This is a genomic window from Streptococcus shenyangsis, assembly GCF_006385785.1.
In the GTDB taxonomy this organism is placed as follows: Bacteria; Bacillota; Bacilli; order Lactobacillales; family Streptococcaceae; genus Streptococcus; species Streptococcus shenyangsis.
This window is the reverse complement of record NZ_VFSH01000006.1, coordinates 15,953-39,393: the sequence shown is the minus strand read 5'-3', so window position 1 is coordinate 39,393 and position 23,441 is coordinate 15,953. Positions and strand designations below refer to the sequence as shown.

Sequence of the window (23,441 nt, the reverse complement as noted above, 5' to 3'; positions counted from 1 at the left end):
ATTGCTAATCAATGAAAAATCAAAGAGCAAACTAGAAAGCTAGCCACAGGTTGCTCAAAGCATAACTTTGAAGCTGCAGATAAGACTGACGAAAGCAATGGCATATATAAGGCAAGGCGAAGCTGATGTGGTTTGAAAAGATTTTCGAAGAGTATAAAACACTGTTTTGAGGTGGTGGATAAATCGGCTGGGAAAAAACTCAATCTCAGGAGAAAATGAAGTAAATCTCCCCAAAACTATAAAAAAGATTTGATTCTGCTTCTCACACAATCAAATCTTTTTATTATTTTAGAAACGAATTGTTTCACGTGTTTTCTCATATGAAGTAACAAAGCGGTTGGTTACACCAGGCTCTGCCACTTCCAATGCTTGAGAAATCTTGTCAAATGAAGCGCGATAATCAAATTCTTTTTCAAAAATATCTAAAGCTTCATTAAAGGCTTCTTGAATACGTTCATCAAATGAGCGGTAGCGGTTAGAATATTGTAAAAGTTGCTCTGTCAAGGTTGCATACTGTACAATATTATAAGTTTCCGCCTCAAGCTCTTCCATATCCTTCGTTGCAATTTCAAGAATACGGTTAACTGATTCTATATTGACTAAGTTTTGCTCTAATTCAGCCATTAGATCTTCCGTATTATTACTTGCTGTAAAGAATAACTTCAAGAAAGTTTGTGGAATACCAGGTAGGTTCCGTTTTTCCATATATCTCTTGATTGTATGGAGACGATTAACATATACATTTGCTTTTTGACGTGCATTGATATCATCTTTCTCAACTCGTGCGAGACGCTCACTAACTGCAATTTGTTCATCTTCAATCTCTTTAAGATTTTCCTGCAGAGATTCAAGTTTTTCTTCAAGAATTGAATATGCTTGAGTTGCTTCATCCTGATCCGAAATCGCTTCAATAATAGCAGTCTCAAAGCTTTCTAATTCGGACTGTAAACGACGAACATGACTTGCGTCCGACTCAGAAAGTAAATAGTTTTTACTCAAACGCTCAATGTCTTCTATCAATAAAGCATTATTTTCCTTCATGTGCTGCAGATAAGTAGGAAGTGTTGCTACTAAACCTTCTACTACTTTCTGTGCCGCAATTTCTCTTGTAAAGATATCATAAAGTGCATTAATCTCTTCTTGGATTTGAGTATTTTCGTACTCTGCATTATCCAATTCTAGTTTCGCAATATTCTCATGATTTTTCTTGAGAGCTTCATAAAGCAGTTGGAAACGCGCTTCAATATCCGTTTCAGCAAAATGATAATTAGCATCTAAAAGCTTACGGTAGCCATCTTCTAAATCTTCTAGTTGATCTGGTAGGTCTTTAGATAATGTTGCTACAATTGCTGGGATACGATCAACAATATGTGTCAAAGCCAAGATATGATTTTCAGCATTATCCAAAATCACAGCAGCTTCTACTGGGTCACCAGACGAATTTAAAGTTACAAACTGAGAAAACTCTGATTGGATATTTTCCAATTGTTTTTCGATTTCAGACAAACCTTGTCCATATTCTTCAGAATGATCAGCAACTCGGTGTTGCAACTCTTCAAACAAGTCCAAGGTATGAAGAACACGTCCACTATTTTTAGACTCTTGTTTCTCCAAATCTGCCAAGGCGTTGCGAATTGCCGCAATATCTTCTTCAATCAAGGTAATTTGGCTCTCAATTTGATCAATTTGATGACTGGCTTTGAAAAAACGGAATGAGTTATTGTAGCCTTCTGCCTCGAAAAGATTATTTTCGATATCGGCAAAAGAATTAAGAGATAAATCAACCCATTTTTGATTCCATTCACGGAAAGTCACCTGACTTTGTCCAATCAAGTGCATATTTTTTACAGCTTCAACTTCATCATTAACCGGAAGATTATAAAGCTCTTCTTTTTTCTCTTCTAAAATTGCTAATTTACTTTCATTGCGCTTCCTTACATAGATTGCGATAGCATAGGCAATGACCAATAAAACTGCAACTGCAATTATTAAATAAATTACTAGTGTAGCAGACATATTAAACTCCTTTTTTACTTGAAACAATCGTAACGATTATATCATATTTTTTATACCAAGGGAACTACTTCTCCCTATTTTTAGACATCAAGTGTACTATAGACAGCATTTTCTTCAATAAACTCACGACGAGGCTCTACTCGATCCCCCATCAACATATCAAAGATTTTATCTGCTTCTGCAGCATCATCCACAGAAACTCTAGCCATTAAGCGATGTTCGGGATCCATGGTTGTTTCCCATAACTGATGGTCGTCCATTTCACCTAGACCCTTATAACGCTGAATAGTCGGTTTGGTACGACCTTCACTATAACAGGCCAAGGCTTCTTGGAGTTTGATTTCTTGATCTGCTCCTGGCTGGATATATTCTTTAATCTCGCTTCCAACCTTGACACCATAGATTGGTGGTTGGGCGATATAAACATAACCAGCTTCTAGAATTGGTTTCATATAACGATAAATCAAGGTTAAAAGAAGGGTACGAATATGAGCACCATCGACATCGGCATCGGTCATCAAAACGAGTTTTTGGTAACGGGCTTTTGAAACATCAAATTCTGCACCGAATCCTGTTCCCATCGCTGTGAAAAGACTACGAATTTCTTCGTTGGCTAGAATTTTATCCATACTTGCCTTTTCAACGTTCAAAATCTTACCGCGAATCGGAAGGATTGCCTGAAATTCACGGTTACGACCAGATTTGGCTGATCCACCAGCTGAGTCTCCTTCGACGATGAAGAGTTCTGTTTCAGCAGGATTGTTAGAAGAACAGTCTGCTAGTTTCCCTGGAAGGTTGGAAATTTCCAAACCAGATTTTTTACGAGTAACTTCACGCGCACGCTTGGCAGCCACACGAGCCTTAGCAGCTAAAATCCCTTTTTCCACGATACGCTTGGCGATCTGTGGATTTTCCATGAGGAAATCAGAGAAGGCATCACTGAAGAGGCGATTGGTAATCTTGACTACTTCGCTGTTTCCCAGTTTGGTCTTGGTTTGTCCTTCAAATTGTGGATTTGGGTGTTTAACCGAGATAACTGCAGTTAATCCTTCGCGGACATCTTCACCTGTTAAGTTGTCTTCATTGTCTTTCAGTAACTTATTCTTACGAGCATAATCATTGATAACACGAGTCAATGCCGTACGGAAACCTTGCTCATGCGTTCCACCTTCATGGGTATGAATATTGTTGGCGAAACTCATGACATTTTCATGGTAACCTGTTGTGTACTGCATGGCTACCTCAACTGTGATATCATCCATCTCACCGTCTGTATAGATTGGTGTCTCAAAGATAACATCCTTGTTCTCGTTGATGTACTCAACGTAACTAGCAATTCCACCCTCATAATGGTAATGCTTGGTTTGTTCCAAACCTTCACGCTTATCTGTAATGGAGATTTGAAGACCTCGATTTAGAAAGGCCAACTCTTGAATCCGTTTATTTAATTTATCGAAATCAAAGGTTGTTGTTTCCGTAAAGATTTCTGGGTCCGGTATGAAGTGAACCGTTGTTCCAGTTCTATCTGTATCTCCAACCACCTCAAGGTCTGCGACAACATGACCACGACGGTATTCTTGGTAATAAATCTTACTGTTTTTGTGGACATGAACATCTAACTGAGTGGAAAGAGCATTAACTACTGAAGACCCCACTCCGTGAAGACCACCTGAGACCTTGTAGCCACCACCGCCAAACTTCCCTCCAGCGTGAAGGACAGTAAAGACAGTCTCAACGGCAGGTCGACCTGTTTTTTCCTGAATATCGACTGGGATACCACGCCCATCATCGACAACAGTAATCGAATCATCTGGCTCAATAAAGACTTGAATATGGCTGGCAAATCCTGCCAAGGCCTCGTCAATTGAGTTATCAACAATTTCCCAGACTAGATGGTGAAGACCTTCTTTTGAGGTTGACCCGATATACATCCCTGGACGCATACGAACAGCCTCTAAGCCCTCTAAAACTTGAATTTGACTGGCATCATAATTCTGTGCCTGCAGATTTTTGATTTCTTCTGTCATCTTATTCCTTTTTCTTACATGTCTAATACTTGTCTTAAATTCACGATACTGGTAAACAAGTGGGTATCCAGTCCAGCGGCTTGCCCTGCTTTAATATCAATCGGCCGATCACCAATAACAAGACCAGAGCTAATCTGATACTTTTCTCTTAAATAAATCATGGACTCAGGATTTGGCTTTCTCTTAAAACCTGAGCTAGAAGTGACTACTTCTGTAAAATAGGTTGCTATAGAGGTTTTTTCTAAAATTTCCAAGACCTGATCATTTCGATGAGAAACCAAAAAATGACGCCCACCTTGATTTGAAATGTCTGCTAATAAGTCAGAAACTCCATCAAACAAAATCGGGTGTTCAAGCTCTCTGGCTTCATTTTCCTTGTATTTTTCTAAAAAATGCTCTAAGTCGGGAGCGAATGTCTTAATCGCAAAATCAGTAGAAACCTTTAAAGCTTGATAGACACTGTCATGGTCTTTTCTGATACCATACAGCGCTAAAGTTTCAACAAATGCAGCTGTTGAAGCTTCATAATTATCCAGTAAAGTGCCACCTAAATCCCAGATATAATCGTGATATTTCATAGCTTTCATTATACCATTTTTTCCTTAAAAAAGCGATGATTTCTCTGAGTTTTCAGCATAAAAAAACGAGAGTTTGACTCCCGTTTTACTGATTTTTACCAAAGACATCTCGATAGAGCATTCCTGTTCGTAAAGTCTCTGCGTCTCCTCCTAATTGCTCCACCAACTCATAGGCAAAGGCAAGGGCTGTAGAGGGACCTCGACTGGTTGTCAAGTGACCATCTACCACTACTGTTTCCTTGACGTAGTGACCATCAAGGATTTGCTCTTGAACACCGTCATAACAAGTGTATTCCTTGTTTTTCAATAGCCCTGCTTGATTAAGGGCAATTGGTGCCGCACAAATGGCTGCTAGTTTCTTCCCTTCTTGCTCGAAGCTTTGCAACTCTTGAATCAAGGCCTGATTGTCACGCAAATGTGCAGAACCAGGCATCCCTCCAGGAAGGACAATCATGTCATAGTCTGATAAATCACCATCAAAGACACGATCTGCTCTTACTTGGATTGCATGTGAACCCGTCACTTGTTCTTCAAAACCAACCATATCACAAGTGATATTTGCCCGACGCAAAACATCCACAACTGTCAAAGCTTCAATTTCTTCAAAGCCCTGAGCTAACATAACTGCTACTTTAACCATGATTTTCTCCTTATTTGATTCGTTTTAAAACAACCTTTTTCCGTTTGAAAGGGACTTTTCCACTCTTTTCTTCAGCTAGATTGGTTTGATAACTCATCGATAAAAGCAAGCCAACACCGATCAAGTTACTGATAATAGCCGATCCCCCTTGCGAAATAAAAGGCAGAGGAATCCCAGTCAAAGGAAGCAAGCCCGTCACAGCGCCGATATTCTCAAAGATGTGGAAAAGTAACATCATAATCAAACCTGTGGAAATATAGGTGTAGAACTGGTTATTTGATTTGAGAGTAATCTTCAACATACGGTAAATGAGCATGAGGTAAAGGGCGATAACAAGGACAGAGCCAATAAAGCCAAAATCTTCTGCGATCACCGTGAAAATCATATCCGACTCACGAACTGGAATAAGCAGATTCGAAGCATTAAAACCTTGACCAAATAAGCCACCACTCCCAATGGCAATCTGTCCTTGAGCCTGCTGATAAGTCGTTGTTTGGGCAAAGTCAAATGGATTGAGCCAAGCCAAAATTCGATTAATTTGGTAGGTCGGCATTCCCAGTTGATGGAGAAAAGCACGACCGCCCTTACTGATAAAAATGGCTAAGAAACCAGCAACTCCTGTTCCAGCAGTCACAAATACTGGAATAATAATTTTCCAAGAAACTCCTGATAGTAAGACGATTCCTGAGAAAATGGCTACAAAAACCAAAGCCGTCCCCAAGTCACTTTGAAGTGCCAAAAGAACTAGGACTGGAATGGTAAAGACAATCATCCAAAAAATTAATAAAAAGTCCAGAGGAACTGTACGTTGCCATTCCTTATGTTTCTTTGTAAATTGGACAATGACACGGGCCAACATGAGGATATAGGATATCTTCATAAATTCTGACGGTTGGAATAGGGTAATTCCATTTATTGATACCCAGTTTTTGGCACCCGTTGATGCAACTAAGCTTGGATTATAAAAGACGATCGGCAAGACCATAAGTCCCAAGCCTAACATATATAGAAAAGGGGTCACTTTCCAAAGAAATTCTGTATTAAAGAGCATGACCACAAAACCAATCACAAGCCCCAAGGCAATCCAGGCGACCTGCTGCCCTAAAATGGGCAAAATATTATTTGGATAATCATGACTAACAGCTATATAGATAGCCACCACGCCAATAACCAGTAGAAAAAATACTGGCAATAGCAAACTATAATCGACTCTAGAGTCGAGAGAACGTTTCATATACACTAACCTTATACTTTCATACAATACTATTTATCAAAGTTCATTTAAAAATCTATCAACAGCCTCATCAACTTCGGATCGAGAGACGGTTTTAACAGTCGCTTCTTTTGCTAGAGATGCTACTATCTGCTTGCCATATCGTTTTCCGACGATTCTTCTATCCAGAATGAGGGTTAAAGAACGTTGGTGTTCGCGTCTCATACTTCTTCCCAAAGCCTGTTTTAAACGAATAATGGCCATTGGCAATTGATAATCATAAAAGGCATTTTTCCCTTCTTGATTCAGTTCCTGATTGATCTTTTTCGTCAAGGGATCTTGGGGATTTTGGAAAGGAAGTCTCGGTACAACCTGAATCACAAAAGGATGACTTGAAAAATCGACTCCTTCCCAAAAACTTGCTGCACCAAGCAAGATTTGTTGTTCTCCCTTTTCAAAGCGTTTCTTCAGTTGATGAACATCGCCATTTTTATACTGGGCCAGATGGCTAACTTGAAGTAAATCCGATACTGCTAGAAGCATATCTTTAGCAGTAAAGAGAACTAAAATCGGTTGCTGGAAAGCTTGAATTTCCATCAGCAAATCAGTTACCTCCTTGGCATAGACTTCTAAGGAGGTTTCTGTTACCAAGGGGAAATCTTTGACCAAGACCACTTCTTGATCCTGTTTTTTACCAGCTTCAATCTTAACAAATTTGGCTTCGGGATAACCTAACAGGTCTGCCAAAGAAACTCTTTGACTAATCTCAAGAGTGGCCGACACTCCCAAGACTTGACATGAATCAGGCACTAAGGAAGATAGAAGAATACGGCCTGATTTTGTAGAAGAAATCTGAATTTTCTTTTGACTCGTTTCAGTTGCTTCAAGCCAGTAATCTCGGTCAGCTGTAAAATAGCGGACCAGTTCCCCAAAGCCTTCTGCCTCTAATTCTGAAAAATACTGGCGGAGATTGGCCAGAGAATCCAAGATATTTTTCCTAGATTTGCCAGACTGAAATTGTTCCATCAAGTAGATGCACTCAAAGCGAATACTTTCTAGTATTCGTTGTTGAACCCTGTTTTCTTCTCCTACTAAAGCCTTATCAAGCAAATCAACAATAGACTGGATATCGTAGGTCTCTTGAAGCAGATTTTCTAGAGCCAACAAAACTTTTTGGACTTCATCAATAATCAATAAACGGTCACTGACAAATTCAGGATTATCTTCAAGTCTAGTTACAAGATAGGCATGATTGGTCACTAAAAGCTTGCAGGTTTGTGCCCTTTCTTGACTACGTTTCCAAAAATCTTCCGTCACAAATAAGCTCTTGGACGATAAATTCCCATCATGACGAAGGTCTGTTAGAAAATGTTGGTAACGGTAGAGTTGCCCGATTTCATCCAAATCCCCCGTTTCTGTCTCTGTCAGCCAGACCAAGACTTGCATTTTAAAGCGTCTAAATAAGCGATTTTCATCATTTTCCTGCAAGGAACGATAAAAGGCATCCAGCTTCAGATAATTGTGTGGTCCCTTTAAAGAATGAATATCTGTATGGAATACTTCCTTGAGACGTTTACCTTCTTCTTCCATGATTTGATTCTGAAGAATCTTTGTCGGAACACTAAGAACAATTTGTCGCTCTTTCACTTGAGATAAAGCGGGTAAGAGATAGCCATAGGTTTTCCCAATTCCTGTCGGTGCTTGAATTAATGAGACAGGCTCATCTTTCAATAGCAAGCCAACCTCTTTAGCAAAACTTTCTTGCTCATCCCTCACTTCAAGGTTCAATAGAGAAATATTTTTAGAAAAATCTTGAGATAGTTTTCTTGGCTCCAGGGGAGCTGTAGTTTTCTTGAAATACAATCCTTGAACTTGGACCAATTCTTGTGAACTCAGGATAGATTGGCTGCGATACATCTCTTCAATAACCAGGTAGGACTCATATAAGAGAGCGTCAGCCATTTCCAGCAAGCGTTCCAATAGACCTTTAGGAAGCTGGGCAATCTTTTCCCGTAGAAATAAAAGTAATTCCGCAGTAGCTTGGGCATCTGAAAGGGCTGTGTGGGCGTGTTTTAGAGGAATTCCTAATTCCTGACACAAAATCGGCAAACTATATTTTTCCAGTTCTGGGAAAAAGACCTGGGCCAATTCGACCGTATCAACACGAGGATTTCTTAGCTCATATCCTTCGAAAAATAAATTTTCCGCCAAAAGATTGGCATCAAACTGAACATTGTGGGCTACAAAAATCCCATCCTCCACCAAGTCAAAAATGTTTCTGGCAACTTGCGAAAAATCAGGTGCTTGCGCCAGACGTTGGTCTGTCAATCCTGTCAGTTCTTTGATATGAGCATCTAAGGGTTCATGTGGATTGACATCCGTCGTATAGTGGTCGACGATTTTCCCATCCTCAATCACGACAATTCCCACTTGGATAATTTTAGCCTTACTACCTGTGCTAGTTGCCTCTAAATCCACCACAACATAGCGATTACCAATCGTTTTCATTATAAAAAATTATACCAAAAAAAGGGCCATTTGGCACCTGCAAACATGGGATAATTTTCAAACTCAAAAAGGTCACTTTTCTTAAAAATCCCAGCAGATAGATCATCCTAGCCTACTGATTTTTTGAAAATATTGGAGAATAAGAAAAATTGAGAGAAGAAACATTTGTATCTTTCTTCTCTCAACTATCCATTTGCTTTATTTAACCATGTCAGGATCGTAGTCATAAAATCCTGTATCAAGGAAACGGTTTTTAGGGTGTAACTTGCGCACTTCTTCATCTAGCAAGAAGGCTTGGTCATGGCTAAAGTTACCCTCTTGGATCAAGCTACGCGCTTGGATAAAGAGTTTTGCAATCTCAACAAAGTTCTGACCAGGAGTGTAGAGCCCTTCTAGTTTCCAGTGAGTGAAACCATGCTCTACCAATTCTGTCAATTTGGTCATCAAATCAAGGTCATTGTTAGCAAAGATGTGGGTCCCATGATTGTCTTCAAAAATAGAGTAATGGCTCTCAGGATCACTTGGTTCAGCCAAGAAGAGGTCACGCTTGCGAGTCTTTTCATCATCGATATGCGTAAAGTTATAGTAGTTTTGCAAGAGCGGACGTTTAGAATGATGGATAACACTAGCACCGTACACCAAAACTTCGGCAGGAATTTCCAAAATCTCTGGCATTTTGAAAAGTTCAGCTGATGGAATTTCACGCGCCAAAACAGCCTCAGATGCGCCAGCCTTTTGTCCCCAGAAGTTAATCTGACGACTGCTTGTTACCATGGTTGAAGCATCGTAGATGGTTTTAAAGGAATAACCATCGCGATTGACCACATAAAAGACACCTGCATCCCCAATCGTAATGTAGTCTGTCTTGATTTCTTCCAAGAAATCTAAGAAAGGCTTGATACGGTCCATCATATCTTGGTGCATGAGGGCGTTAACCGCAACGATCAATTCCTTACCAGCATCATGAACCAGCTTAGCGATTTCACGCAATTGGTCATGACTAAACGTTGTTGGCAGACGAAGGCCAAAATCTTTCTCACCAACATAGATACGGTCTACGCCAACTTCGAGCAGTTGTTTAACTTGTTCAATACTTTCAGCAGTTGCTGTAATGATAATCTTTTCCATAAGAAAAATTATACCATATTTCTCAAAAATCAGCCAAGACTTATCAGAGTTTTACAAATAGGAATTATTTCCGTAACTTCCACTTGACTCACCAAAGTGGAAATTAGTTTAATACTCTTCAAACCACGTCAGCTTTATCTGCAACCTCAAAGCGGTGCTTTGGGCAACCTGAGGCTAGCTTCCTAGTTTGCTCTTTGATTTTCATTGAGTATAAAACGGCTTTTTATAAGAATAACTAGATGAAAGGCAAACCCAGAAGCATGAGAGAGCTCGCCAGTAACAATTTACTTTGTACACTATCCATAAATAGCAAACATCTCAAACTCCATTAATCTTCAAAACATCATAGATAAAATCTAGTCCAAAATTTAAGCAATTGATGCTGTAGGATTTATACATTGTTATACATTACTAGTCGTTTTGTTTTTATGATAAGAAAAATGGCATAGAAAAACGAGTATCTCCATCTACGGAAATACTCGTTTTTTGATAGTTAGAAGTGGTTTTTTGCTCAGATTCATTTCTTTTTATAAAATTTATCAAGCAAGCGACCAACTAGCTCATCTTTTTTCTATTTCTGTCAATATGCGTGACAAGTAGTAATGATAGCCAAAAATAGCAAGAGCAAGCAAGAGGATAAGAACTCCTACTCCCAAGCTGATGGCAAGGATAGTGGAGAGAGACTGAACCAAGAATAAGCTCCCTATTACAAGGGCCATTAAGATTGCACTATAAACCAAAATCAAAACAATTGCTACTATACGATTTGAACGGTTCACCAAGTCCGTAATACTACTCCAATTGGTTGACAGATTTTTTACGTCCTTAAAGTAATTGTGGCAAGAAAGGATGACACTGGCAAGGTTCCAGACTACCAGAAGGTAAATCATCGAAAGGATGGGCAAGCCTAGATAGAGAGAAAGGCCAAGTAAAGTCAGAACTGGTAAAAAGGACTGGACAGCAAAGATAATCCAAAATTTCACTTTCACATAACGAGCAAAGTCAAAGGGTAAACTCTTAAGAAAATCAACATTTTCCCTCTCCAAGGACAAGGCAATTGAATGCAGGCTGGTGATATTGTTATTGACAACTGCTATAAAGAGACCTATAAAAAACAAGGGTAACCAGAATGGAGGATGAATGTCCGGAACTATCTGAGAATCTCGGATGTTGGAAATCAGACCGATCATCATGAGATAAGGAAGGAAAGCACTTGTAAAAAGCACTGTAATCACGCCAGTTCCCTGTCCCAAGAGGGTGAGGTGGTAGCGTAAAACCATACGGAAAAAGCCCTTTTTATTAGTAGTTGAAATTCTCTCCTTATTGCGACGTTCTTTTTTAACCTTCTCCTCACTATTAAGCAGGATAACGTCATAAAAATGAGGAAAAACCTTCTTTTTGGTCAGGTAAAGCAAGAAAACAGTTAAAGCTATCCAAGCGAGCAGACCCAGTATGGCTTCTGTCGAAAAAGGCTCCACTGCTATTTTGTAAAAGATATGAAGAGGATAAAGGAGAAATGGAATGTCTCTAACTTTGTCAACAATACTTCCAAAAGTCGACTGTAGAAAGAGGACAAATATTAAAGGTATGAGAACTCCTATTCCAATCATCACATTCGAAAAAATAGACTGATACTTTCTGAAGACCGTAGTCTGAGCCAAGAAATGTACTGCCACTACCATCACTAAAGTAACAGAGACAAATAACAAGGCCAAGGACAGCAGCATCAAAGGCAAGCCCAGCCAAAGAGAAGGAGCTAGCCTAATATAGAGGACTAGAAAATAAGCTAGGATTGGTACAATTCCAGCTAGAGCTGGCAAGAGAACAGACAGTCCTTTAGCAATTATAATCTCTGATTCTTTAAAGGCATAGGGTCTATACGATACCAAATCCTTACTCTCATAAAAGACATTGTAAAATGCAGTGAAAGAAGTTGAAAAGGCAAGCACCAGTAAAATAGCAACCATGGTACTAAAAAAACTTGGCCTTTCCTCAAAAGGAAAACGAAAGGCTATATTTATAAACATGATGAGCATCAAGAGACTGGAAAAAATGTAAGAACTTAGGACTCTAGCGGAAACATTTACTTTTTTTCCAGGATTTTTAGCTTGCTTCTTTCGTAGGTTAGCCAGATTAGCTTCTTGAGATGAATAGAGGATATTGATATCAACTAATTTTTTAATGACCTTGAGACGCATCTGAAACCTCCTCTTTTCTACCTGCAAGACTAAGGTAGATACTTTCCAAAGACTGGTCTGGGTGGTCTTTTCTCAAGTCCTCCACCTTACCACAATAAATCAAATGCCCCTTTTTCAAAATGGCAATCCGATCACAGACTTGCTCGGCCACCTCTAGGACATGGGTTGAAAACAAGACCGTCTTGCCCTTTTGTGCATGTTCCTTCATCATCTGTTTCAAATCAAAGGCAGCCTGGGGATCCAAACCAGTCAAGGGTTCGTCCAAAACCCAAATATCAGGATCAGACAAGAGTGCCCCAATGACAAAGACTTTCTGACGCATTCCGTGAGAAAGGGTTTCAATAACCTGATAGCGGTTTTCAGCAAAGTCAAAAACACTCAATAGCCTAGCTAGACTAGACTCCAAGTCAGAGTTAGTCAGATCATAGGATGAGGCAAGCAATTCCCAAAATTCATTGGCCGTTAAGCGTAAAAATAAGTCAGGCGAGTCTGCTACGTAGCCAATCTTTCGTTTGATAGCCAAGCGATTTTCCGATAAATCCTGACCATCTACCAAAATACGACCACTGCTGGGTGAAATGATACTGACTAAGGATTTTATAGTGGTCGATTTTCCAGCACCATTATGGCCAATCAAGCCCATAATCTCTCCATTTTCAATCTGCAAATTGAGATTGCTCAAGGCCTCTTTATCACCATACAACTTACTAACATTTTGAAATTCAATCATGAGAAATCTCCTCTCTTTATCTATGTAATTTACTATAATTATAGCGCTTTCATTTTAAAAATCAACATTTTATATAAAATAGTCAAAAACTTATTATTCAGTTTTACGCAAACGTTTGAGCTAACCGATACTTTATGATAGAATAAAGAACAAGATTGACAAGTAAGAGGAAACATCATGCAAAATCAAACACTCATGCAATACTTTGAATGGTATCTGCCCCACGACGGTCAGCACTGGACGCGTCTAGCTGAAGATGCTCCACACCTAGCTCATCTGGGGATTAGCCACGTCTGGATGCCACCAGCTTTTAAGGCAACCAATGAAAAAGATGTCGGCTATGGGGTCTATGACTTATTCGACTTAGGAGAGTTTAACCAAAAAGGAACTGTCCGTACCAAGTATGGTTTTAAAGAAGACTATCTTCAAGCCATTCAAGCTCTAAAAACACAGGGAATCCAGCCTATGGCCGATGTGGTACTCAATCACAAGGCTGCAGCCGATCACATGGAAGCCTTTCAGGTTATTGAGGTGGATCCTGTTGACCGTACAGTCGAACTCGGACAACCCTTCATCATCAACGGCTGGACTAGCTTTACCTTCGATGGTCGCCAAGATACCTACAATGACTTCCACTGGCACTGGTACCACTTCACAGGTACTGACTATGATGCCAAACGCCGTAAATCTGGGATTTATCTGATTCAAGGAGACAACAAGGGTTGGGCAAATGAGGAATTGGTCGATAACGAAAACGGAAACTACGACTATCTCATGTATGCCGACCTAGACTTTAAACATCCTGAAGTCATCCAAAATATCTATGACTGGGCTGACTGGTTCATGGAAACGACTGGTGTAGCTGGTTTCCGCTTGGATGCCGTTAAACACATTGACTCTTTCTTCATGCGCAATTTTATCCGTGATATGAAGGAAAAATACGGTGAGGATTTCTATGTTTTTGGTGAATTTTGGAATCCAGAAAAGGAAGCCAATCTAGACTATCTTGAAAAAACGGAAGAACGCTTTGACCTTGTCGATGTTCGTCTCCACCAGAATCTCTTTGATGCTAGCCGAGCAGGTTCCAACTATGACCTTCGTGGTATTTTTACAGATAGCTTGGTTGAACTCAAGCCCGACAAGGCTGTGACTTTTGTCGACAACCACGATACACAACGAGGTCAAGCTCTTGAGTCTACTGTTGAAGAATGGTTCAAACCAGCAGCCTATGCCCTCATTCTGTTACGCCAAAACGGTCTTCCATGTGTCTTTTACGGAGACTACTATGGTATTTCAGGGCAGTATGCTCAACAAGATTTCAAAGAAATCCTTGACCGCCTCCTAGCCATCCGAAAAGACTTGGCCTATGGGGAACAAAATGACTACTTTGATAATGCTAACTGTATCGGTTGGGTACGTTCAGGTGCTGAAAATCAATCCCCAATCGCAGTCCTTATATCAAATGACCAAGAAAACAGCAAGTCAATGTTTGTCGGCCAAGAATGGGCTAACCAAACCTTTGTAGATTTACTTGGAAACCACCAAGGTCAAGTTACAATCGATGAGGAAGGTTATGGACAATTCCCAGTCTCTGCTGCTTCGGTAAGTGTCTGGGCAGCCAATACTATTTAATAGTTCATAATATTCAAGCCAGGTCCAATCGGATTTGGCTTTTTTGCATTCACAAAAAGACCTACCCAAATGGATAGATCTTTATTTTCTTACAATTTACCTGCTACTGCATCCAACAATTCTTGTATCTTAGCTTGGTTGCTTCCTCCTGCCATGGCCATGTCTGGTTTACCACCACCACGTCCATCAACGATTGGTGCTAATTCTTTGACAAGGTTTCCTGCATGAAGGTCTTTTGTCTTGCTTGCTACAAGGACATTTACCTTGTCACCGATAGCGGCAACTAGGACAAGAAGATCAGAGTAGTCTTTTTGTTTCCAGTTGTCCGCAAAGGTACGAAGGGCACCGGCATCTGATACAGACACTTGACTAGCAATGTAACGGTGACCGTTGACTTCCTTAACGTCTTTGAAAATATCGCCTGCGGCTGCAGCTGCGGCTTTTTCTTTCAACTCAGCATTTTCTTTTTGAAGTTGACGAAGTTGTTCTTGAAGTCCTTCTACCTTGTGAGGAACTTCCTTAACTTGAGGTGCTTTAAGAGTTGCTGCGACAGCTTTAAGAGCGTCCTCTTGTTCACGGTAGGCTTCAAAGGCTTCCTTACCAGTCACTGCCAAGATACGGCGAGTTCCTGAACCGATTCCTTCTTCTTTGACAATCTTGAAGAGGCCAATTTCAGAAGTGTTGCCAACGTGGGTACCACCACAAAGCTCGATAGAGTAGTCACCGATAGTAACAACACGGACTTCTTTTCCGTATTTCTCACCAAAGAGGGCCATAGCTCCCATTTCTTTAGCAGTGTCAATATCCGTTTCAACTGTCTTCACTTCAAGAGCTTCCCAGATTTTTTCGTTGACTTGCTGTTCAATGGCACGCAATTCTTCAGCAGTCACAGCTTGGAAATGGGTAAAGTCAAAGCGAAGGAATTCAACTTCGTTAAGAGATCCTGCTTGTGTCGCATGATTTCCAAGGATATTATGAAGGGCAGCGTGAAGCAAATGAGTCGCAGTGTGGTTTTTCATAACACGGTGACGACGATTTGTATCAATTGCCAAGGTATATTCTTGGTTTAAAGCAAGTGGTGCATGGACTTCAACTGTATGAAGAGCCTGTCCATTTGGAGCTTTTTGAACATTGGTCACAGTAGCCACGACCTTACCTGACTCATCCAAGATTTGTCCGTTGTCAGCTACCTGTCCACCCATTTCAGCGTAGAATGGCGTTTCCGCAAAGATAAGAGAGGCAGTTCCCTCTGATACAGCTTCTACTTCTGCATTGTCAGCTACGATAGCCAGCAATTTAGAAGACAATTGGCTAGCATTGTAGTTGAAGACACTTTCTACAGTGATGTTTTGAAGGGTTTCATTTTGCATACCCATTGAGCCACCTTTAACAGCTGACGCACGCGCACGTTCTTGCTGTTCTTTCATGGCTGCTTCAAAACCTTCACGGTCTACAGTCATACCCGCTTCTTCAGCGATTTCTTCTGTCAACTCTACTGGGAATCCGTATGTATCATAGAGTTTAAAGACATCTGAACCAGCGATGACAGATTGACCTTTTTCTTTCAAGTCAGCTACGATGCCTTGGGCAAAGTGTTGACCTGAGTGAAGAGTACGGGCAAATGACTCTTCCTCGCTCTTAACGATTTTCTCAATAAAGTCACGTTTTTCAAGCACTTCTGGGTAGTAGCTTTGCATGATTTTTCCAACGGTTGGGACGAGTTTGTAAAGGAAAGGCTCGTTGATTCCCAATTTTTGACCATGCATAGAAGCACGACGGAGAAGACGACGAAGGACATAACCACGACCTTCATTTCCTGGAAGAGCACCATCACCGATGGCAAATGATAATGAGCGGATGTGGTCAGCGATAACCTTAAAGCTCATGTTGTCGCCATCCTGGTCATAGACCTTACCAGACAATTTCTCTACTTCACGAATAATCGGCATGAATAGGTCTGTTTCAAAGTTAGTCTTAGCCCCTTGGATAACTGCAACCAAACGCTCCAAACCTGCGCCCGTATCAATGTTCTTATGTGGCAATTCCTTGTATTCACTACGAGGAACAGCAGGGTCTGCGTTAAATTGTGACAAAACGATATTCCAGATTTCGATATAACGGTCGTTTTCGATATCTTCTGCAAGCAGACGAATACCGATATTTTCCGGGTCAAAGGCTTCCCCACGGTCAAAGAAAATCTCTGTGTCTGGTCCAGACGGTCCCGCACCGATTTCCCAGAAGTTGTCCTCGATTGGAATCAAGTGACTTGGATCTACTCCCACTTCAATCCAGCGGTTGTATGAATCTTTATCTTCTGGATAGTAGGTCATGTAAAGTTTTTCAGCTGGGAAATCAAACCATTCAGGACTTGTCAAAAGCTCATAAGCCCAAGTAATCGCTTCGTCACGGAAGTAATCCCCGATAGAGAAGTTCCCCAACATTTCAAACATAGTATGGTGACGTGCAGTCTTCCCTACGTTCTCGATATCGTTGGTACGGATGGCCTTTTGGGCATTGGTGATACGTGGATTTTCAGGGATAATGGTCCCGTCAAAGTATTTCTTAAGGGTTGCTACCCCAGAGTTGATCCACAAAAGTGTTGGGTCATTTACAGGGACCAAGCTCACTGATGGTTCTACTGAGTGACCTTTGGTCGCCCAGAAATCAAGCCACATTTGGCGTACTTGTGCACTAGATAGTTGTTTCATATTGTCTCCTTATTTACTTGTTTAATGTGATTGGCTTTCCAGCATTTCCACATAGTCAATCGCGACACAGAGGGAAATGACTAGGTCTGCATAATCATCCTCAAGGACGGTTACGGTATAGGTAGAGGTCAGATGGAAGAGTTCTTTCTTGATTTCCGCAATCAGCTGATCGCGATCATCCAGCAATTTGAAATTCAAATCCCAGATATTGCCCTCGATACGAAGCCCTAGATTATCAAACTCATACTTATCTCGCCAGAAGGTCAACTTCTTACGAATGACAAAACTCGAGCCATCCCTAAGCTGAATCTCAAAACGAGGAAGCAAGGTCAAGATTTCTTTACTGATCTGACTGACATGTTCACCATTATCATCATAGATGGTAAAAGTTTTGGGAATCTTAAAAAATGATCCCTCTACCTGATAGGCGATTTCTCCCCTGTCATCCTTGATAGCGAAGCGTTCGCCTCCAAGACGAAACTTTTGTTTGACAAGAAATGTTTTCATCAACACCTCCAAAAAATCAAAAGACAAGCTCATATCACGAAGGGCGAAAAACCGCGGTACCACCTTCATTCAATGAACTTGTCATTCTCTTATTCTTATTATGCAATTGTTAAATTGAGTAGCATGAGTTTCTAGCTTAGATGGCTCGCAGCACCGCCATTTCTCTGGACTAAGACAAGTGAAAATCAATTCTCAACTTTATTATTATATCGTTTTTTTAAGCTTGCGTCAACTGGAAATCATCTCCGTCGAATCAAACCAATTTCCTACATCTCAGATTACTTTTTCAGAATATATTTTTTCTTACTGCTATCACTCTTTTTAGCCCAATTTTTATCCCAAAGTTTCGAATTGCTAAAGATAGCTACGTAAATATTTTCAAATATAAAGTTTCCTATCACCAAATATATAGACTCAGTTATTAGGTATTACCGATCCAAACCATTCTTTAGATAGAATAGTATAACAGTTTGCTTAACAGTCAAAAAGGTTGACCAGAAACTTTTTTGAAAAAAGTAGACATTTTCATTATTTGTTACCGCTTTCTGTAAGGTTAAGCTTAGTATACTACTAGGCAAGCAAATAAGCAACTATCATAGAAAAACATACAGTTACAAAAATTGCCTTCTACATAAAAAACGAACCAGTTTGACTGATTCGTTTCGTGACTGCTAACTCCTACTTCCTATACATTTTAAACTGTAGGAAGAGGTCGCTATATTTGCCTGTCCATTTATGGTCAAATTTTTCATAAACTTCTAGGTGTTTCATGGTTTCAGCATCTGGATAGAAGGATTTATCTTCTTTTTTCTCCTCTGGGAGCAATTCCTTAGCTGGTAGGTTTGGTGTTGAATAGCCGACATACTCCGCATTTTTGAGAGCATTTTCGGGTTTCAACATAAAGTTGATAAAGGCATAGGCAGCATCTTGGTTTTTGACTGTTTTGGGAATAACCATATTGTCAAACCAAAGATTGCTGGCCTCGGTCGGAACCACATAGCGTAGATTTTCATTTTTCTCCAGCATTTGGCTGGCTTCGCCAGAGAAGGTCACTCCTATAGCAGCGTTATTCTGAATCATGTAACCCTTCATCTCGTCGGCAACGATGGCCTTGATATTTGGAGTCAGTTTGTAGAGTTTGTCTACTGTCTCTTCCAACTGCTGGGTATTCTTGGAGTTGAGGCTGTAGCCAAGGGAGTTGAGCCCCAGTCCCAGCACCTCACGCGCCCCATCAAAGAGCATGATGGAGTTCTTATACTCTGGCTTCCAGAGGTCATCCCAATGCTCAGGCGCTTCATCTACCATAGTTTCATTGTAGATGATTCCCAGGGTTCCCCAGAAGTAAGGAATGGAGAATTTATTGCCTGGGTCAAAGGACTGGTTGAGGAACTCTGGTCCGATATTTTCAAGACCTTCAAGTTTTGAATAATCAAGCGGAACCAAGAGGTCTTCGTCCTTCATCTTGTTAATCATGTATTCACTTGGGATAGCAATATCATAGGTCGTTCCACCCTGCTTAATCTTGGTATACATGGCTTCGTTGGAATCAAAGGTCTCATACTGGACTTGGATGCCTGTTTCTTCTGTGAACTGAGTCAAGAGTTCTGGATCGATATAGTCTCCCCAGTTGTAGATAACCAATTTTTGACTATCTCGGCTATTGATTTTACTATCTAGATGCGTCGCAATTCCCCACAAGACCAGGATAATGGCTGCAATTCCTGCTAAAAATGAATAGAGTTTTTTCATGCTTGCTCCTCCTTCTCACGTGAGATAAAGTAATAACCAACAACTAGGATAATACTAAAGAGAAAGACGAGGGCAGACAGGGCATTGATTTCTAGCGAAATCCCCTTACGAGCACGAGAGTAAATCTCGACTGACAGCGTTGAAAAGCCATTTCCCGTTACGAAGAAGGTTACGGCAAAGTCATCCAGCGAATAGGTGAAGGCCATGAAATAACCTGCAATGATAGACGGAGTCAGGTAAGGAAGCATGATTTCCTTGAACATCTGAAATTGACTGGCACCAAGGTCATAGGCCGCATGAATCATATCGCCGTTCATTTCCTTAAGACGTGGCAAGACCATCAAGACCACGATAGGAATGGAGAAGGCCACATGACTAGATAACACGGTCAAAAAGCCAAGTGAAAATTTGAGTTGGGTAAAAAGAATCAAGAAGCTGGCACCAATCATAACATCAGGCGCAACCATGAGGATATTATTGAGTGAAAGAAAGGCTTCTTGGTATTTCTTACGAGACTGGTAGATGTAAATAGCACCAAAAGTTCCGATAATGGTCGCAATCAAAGCTGACAGAAAGGCCAAGAAAAAGGTTTGGGTGAGGATCAACATAAGACGACCATCACCAAACATGGTTTTAAAATGGTTCAAGCTAAAGCCTGTAAAGCTATTCATGTCGTTGCCTGCATTAAAGGCGTAGCCAATCAAGTAAAAAATCGGCAGGTAGAGGACAAGAAAGACCAGTCCCAGATAAAGGTTGGCAAATTTTTTCATCGTTCTCTCCTTTCCTTGGTCACCCACATGGTAATGAACATGGTCAGGATGAGAATCACACCGATGGTAGAACCCATACCGTAGTTGTCATTGGTTAGGAAATTCTGTTCAATAGCCGTTCCCAGCGTAATAACACGGTTCCCACCAATCAAACGGGTCAGCATGAAGAGGCTCAAACTAGGGATAAAGACCGATTGGACCCCACTTCTCACACCATTCATCGACAGAGGGAAGATGACATGACGGAAGGTCTCCCACTTGGTCGCACCTAGGTCATAGCTGGCATTGATAAGATTGTTGTCCATATCGTCCAAGACATTGAAAATCGGCAAAATCATAAAGGGAAGCTCGATGTAGCTTGCAACAAAGATAAAGGAGAAATCCGTAAAGAGCAGCTGCTGTGAACCGATTCCGATAAATTCCAAAAATTGGTTAATAGAGCCATTTTGACCAAAAATTCCGATAAAGGCATATGCTTTAAGGAGCAAATTGATCCAAGTTGGCAGGATAATCAGCATGAGCCAGAGTTGACGGTGCTTGAGACGGGTCAAAAAGAGGGCTGTAGGATAGCTGATAAGCAAGGTCACAAAGGTCACAATTCCTGCATAGAGTACAGAGTTGAAGCTCATTTTGAGATAGGTCAAGTTTTGTGACGCAAAGTAAGATTTATAGTTTTCTAAACTAAACTGGCCTTCGATGTTGAAAAAGGATTGACCGAAAATCAAGACCAAGGGTGCCAGGACAAAGAGTGCAATCCAAAGCATGTAGGGCACTACAAAGAGTTTAGAGCTTGTTTTCTTCATCTCTTTCCTCCTCGATTGCATTGATCAAACCTGCTTCTTGCTCTTCGATTTCCACGTATTCTTCGATACGAGCATCGAACTCCTCCTCGGTTTCGTTGAGACGCATGATATGGATGTCTTCTGGTTCAAAGTCCAGACCGATTTCCTCACCCACGATGGCCTTACGAGTCGAGTGGATCATCCATTCATTTCCAAGCTCGTCATAGGCGATAATTTCGTAGTGAACCCCACGGAAAAGCTGGGTATCGACCTTAACTTGTAGCTTACCTTCTTCAGGAAGGGTAATGCGCAAGTCCTCTGGACGAATGACGACTTCGACTGATTCATTTGGCTTCATCCCACCATCGACCGCTTCAAAGCGTTTGCCGTTAAACTCAACCAAGTAGTCCTCAATCATGGTACCTGGCAAGATATTTGACTCACCGATAAAAGTGGCAACAAAGTGGTTGATTGGCTCGTCGTAGATGTCCACAGGAGTTCCAGACTGAACAATCTCACCATCATTCATAACGAAAATCCAGTCACTCATGGCAAGGGCTTCTTCCTGATCGTGAGTGACAAAGACAAAGGTAATGCCCAATCGTTGTTGCAGTTCACGCAGTTCGTACTGCATATCTGTTCTTAATTTCAAGTCCAGCGCTGACAGAGGCTCGTCCAACAAAACCACACGGGGTTGGTTGATGATGGCACGGGCAATTGCCACACGCTGACGTTGTCCTCCAGAAAGTTTGCGGATGGAACGTTTTTCATAACCTTCCAACTGAACCATCTTGAGAACTTCAGTAACACGTTGCTCGATTTCTTTCTTGTCAATCTTACGCAAGCGGAGCGGAAAGGCAACATTTTCAAACACATTCATATGTGGGAACAAGGCATAGGATTGAAAGACGGTATGGACGTCTCGCTTGTTGGTTGGGATATCATTAATTCGGACACCGTCTAGCATGATATCTCCTGTCGTCGCATCCAGTAAACCTGCAATGATGTTTAGGATGGTTGATTTCCCTGAACCAGATGCGCCTAGAAGGGTGTAGAATTTCCCTTCTTCCAACTCAAAGTTGATGTCTTTGAGAACCTTGGTGTTGCTGTCTTCAAAAACTTTAGAGACGTTTTTGAATTCAATAATTGGTTTTTTCAATTGTCATTTATTCCTTCTTTTTCATAGATTAACAGATTAGGGCTCTGTCAGGCCGCTACTACCTCGTGTAGGAGATTGAACTGCCTACATACTTCTGCACTAACGATAGGCTTTCACCCCCTTTCCATGACATAGCAGCAGCTTTTCAAATACAGCTTCCTACTTGCTTTCACCTAAAATACGGACTTCTCTTTCAAGCGTGATACCTGAGTGTTCCTTGACTTTTTCGATAACAGACTCAATCAAGTCTTCGTAGTCTTTAGCCGTTCCATCTGCGACATTGATCATAAATCCTGCGTGCTTTTCTGACACTTCTACGCCACCAATACGATAGCCTTTCAAGCCAGCTTCTGAAATTAACTGACCTGCAAAATGCCCGACTGGACGCTTAAAGACCGAGCCACAAGATGGGTATTCCAAAGGTTGCTTGAGTTCACGGAGATGCGTCAAGCGGTCCATTTCTTGCTTGATAATCTGATGGCTTCCTGGAGCTAGGGCAAATTTAGCTGATAAGACAACAGAACCAGACTCTTGAATGGCTGAGTGGCGATAACCAAAAGCTAAGTCTTTGGCAGACAAGGTTTCGATTTCTCCATCCTTGGTCAAGACCTTACAAGACTGCAAGATGTGGGCAATCTCACCACCATAGGCACCTGCATTCATAAAGACAGCACCGCCGATACTCCCTGGAATGCCGCAAGCAAACTCAAAACCAGTCAAACTATGACGAAGGGCAATGCGAGTTGTCTCAATTAAGTTAGCACCAGCTTCAGCTTCGATGGTATAGCCATCAACTGAAACATTATTGAACTTGTCACACAAGATGACAAATCCACGAATCCCGCCGTCACGAACGATAATGTTGCTGGCATTTCCAAGAACCATCCAAGGGATATTTTCTTGATTAGCAAATTTAACAAGGCGAGCCAACTCAAAACGATTTCGTGGAAAGACCAGATAATCGGCCTCTCCACCTACTTTTGTATAACTATAGCTATGCAAGGGTTCCTTGAAACGGATATCAATCCCTTCTAAGATTTCAAGCATGTTTTCTTCTACTGACATGACACTCTCCCTTTTACAAAATTCATTCCAT

General features: G+C 41.0%; 17 protein-coding genes and 1 pseudogene. 1 reads left to right on the top strand and 17 read right to left on the bottom strand.

What is annotated here, in order from left to right:
• Positions 1-288: 288 nt before the first annotated feature.
• From ezrA to FJR77_RS05510, 9 genes are all read right to left on the bottom strand, one after another.
• Positions 289-2,016 (bottom strand): septation ring formation regulator EzrA, encoded by a 1,728-nt coding sequence (gene ezrA / locus FJR77_RS05550; protein ID WP_060805840.1) that lies wholly within the window; start codon positions 2,014-2,016, stop codon positions 289-291.
• 80 nt (positions 2,017-2,096) lie between these two features.
• On the bottom strand, positions 2,097-4,043 hold the full coding sequence (gyrB, locus tag FJR77_RS05545; RefSeq protein ID WP_140833694.1) for a DNA topoisomerase (ATP-hydrolyzing) subunit B: 1,947 nt from the start codon (positions 4,041-4,043) through the stop codon (positions 2,097-2,099).
• A 14-nt stretch (positions 4,044-4,057) separates the two neighbouring features.
• Complete coding sequence (locus FJR77_RS05540) at positions 4,058-4,621, bottom strand: HAD family hydrolase (RefSeq protein ID WP_025170890.1); 564 nt, start codon at positions 4,619-4,621, stop codon at positions 4,058-4,060.
• A gap of 85 nt (positions 4,622-4,706) precedes the next feature.
• A complete protein-coding gene (locus tag FJR77_RS05535) occupies positions 4,707-5,261 on the bottom strand; it encodes a DJ-1 family glyoxalase III (protein ID WP_140833697.1) in 555 nt (184 codons plus the stop codon).
• A gap of 10 nt (positions 5,262-5,271) precedes the next feature.
• Positions 5,272-6,495 carry an FtsW/RodA/SpoVE family cell cycle protein gene (locus tag FJR77_RS05530; protein ID WP_140833699.1) on the bottom strand — a complete coding sequence of 408 codons (1,224 nt, stop codon included), beginning with the start codon at positions 6,493-6,495 and terminating at the stop codon, positions 5,272-5,274.
• A 36-nt stretch (positions 6,496-6,531) separates the two neighbouring features.
• Positions 6,532-8,982, bottom strand: coding sequence for a bifunctional DnaQ family exonuclease/ATP-dependent helicase (locus FJR77_RS05525; protein WP_140833701.1), 2,451 nt, complete (start codon positions 8,980-8,982; stop codon positions 6,532-6,534).
• 198 nt (positions 8,983-9,180) lie between these two features.
• A complete protein-coding gene (locus tag FJR77_RS05520; protein WP_140833703.1) occupies positions 9,181-10,110 on the bottom strand; it encodes a peptidase U32 family protein in 930 nt (309 codons plus the stop codon).
• A gap of 560 nt (positions 10,111-10,670) precedes the next feature.
• Entirely contained in the window at positions 10,671-12,308 is a 1,638-nt protein-coding gene (locus FJR77_RS05515) for a hypothetical protein (protein WP_140833706.1), read from the bottom strand.
• The gene (locus FJR77_RS05510; RefSeq protein WP_140833708.1) at positions 12,289-13,038 is read right to left on the bottom strand and encodes an ABC transporter ATP-binding protein; all 750 of its coding nucleotides are present in this window, start codon (positions 13,036-13,038) and stop codon (positions 12,289-12,291) included. The genes FJR77_RS05515 and FJR77_RS05510 overlap by 20 nt, the downstream gene beginning before the upstream one ends.
• A 177-nt stretch (positions 13,039-13,215) precedes the next feature.
• Here FJR77_RS05510 and FJR77_RS05505 point away from each other — a divergent pair, with 177 nt between their 5' ends.
• Positions 13,216-14,670, top strand: coding sequence for an alpha-amylase (locus FJR77_RS05505; protein ID WP_140833710.1), 1,455 nt, complete (start codon positions 13,216-13,218; stop codon positions 14,668-14,670).
• Positions 14,671-14,759: 89 nt separating this feature from the next.
• Here FJR77_RS05505 and alaS read toward each other — a convergent pair whose 3' ends face one another.
• From alaS to murB, 8 genes and pseudogenes are all read right to left on the bottom strand, one after another.
• Complete coding sequence (gene alaS / locus FJR77_RS05500; protein WP_140833711.1) at positions 14,760-17,378, bottom strand: alanine--tRNA ligase; 2,619 nt, start codon at positions 17,376-17,378, stop codon at positions 14,760-14,762.
• Between the two features lie 21 nt (positions 17,379-17,399).
• On the bottom strand, positions 17,400-17,885 hold the full coding sequence (locus tag FJR77_RS05495; protein ID WP_140833713.1) for an LURP-one-related/scramblase family protein: 486 nt from the start codon (positions 17,883-17,885) through the stop codon (positions 17,400-17,402).
• 278 nt (positions 17,886-18,163) lie between these two features.
• Positions 18,164-18,414 (bottom strand): annotated as a pseudogene (locus FJR77_RS10455) (hypothetical protein).
• A gap of 149 nt (positions 18,415-18,563) precedes the next feature.
• Positions 18,564-19,634 (bottom strand): ABC transporter substrate-binding protein, encoded by a 1,071-nt coding sequence (locus FJR77_RS05485; protein ID WP_101782163.1) that lies wholly within the window; start codon positions 19,632-19,634, stop codon positions 18,564-18,566.
• Complete coding sequence (locus FJR77_RS05480) at positions 19,631-20,404, bottom strand: ABC transporter permease (protein ID WP_061759981.1); 774 nt, start codon at positions 20,402-20,404, stop codon at positions 19,631-19,633. Before FJR77_RS05480 ends, FJR77_RS05485 begins: the two co-directional genes overlap by 4 nt.
• Positions 20,401-21,207 carry an ABC transporter permease gene (locus FJR77_RS05475; RefSeq protein ID WP_000753801.1) on the bottom strand — a complete coding sequence of 269 codons (807 nt, stop codon included), beginning with the start codon at positions 21,205-21,207 and terminating at the stop codon, positions 20,401-20,403. Before FJR77_RS05475 ends, FJR77_RS05480 begins: the two co-directional genes overlap by 4 nt.
• Complete coding sequence (locus tag FJR77_RS05470; protein WP_000742922.1) at positions 21,188-22,345, bottom strand: ABC transporter ATP-binding protein; 1,158 nt, start codon at positions 22,343-22,345, stop codon at positions 21,188-21,190. The genes FJR77_RS05475 and FJR77_RS05470 overlap by 20 nt, the downstream gene beginning before the upstream one ends.
• A gap of 159 nt (positions 22,346-22,504) precedes the next feature.
• Complete coding sequence (gene murB, locus FJR77_RS05465) at positions 22,505-23,410, bottom strand: UDP-N-acetylmuramate dehydrogenase (RefSeq protein ID WP_140833715.1); 906 nt, start codon at positions 23,408-23,410, stop codon at positions 22,505-22,507.
• Positions 23,411-23,441: the final 31 nt, after the last annotated feature.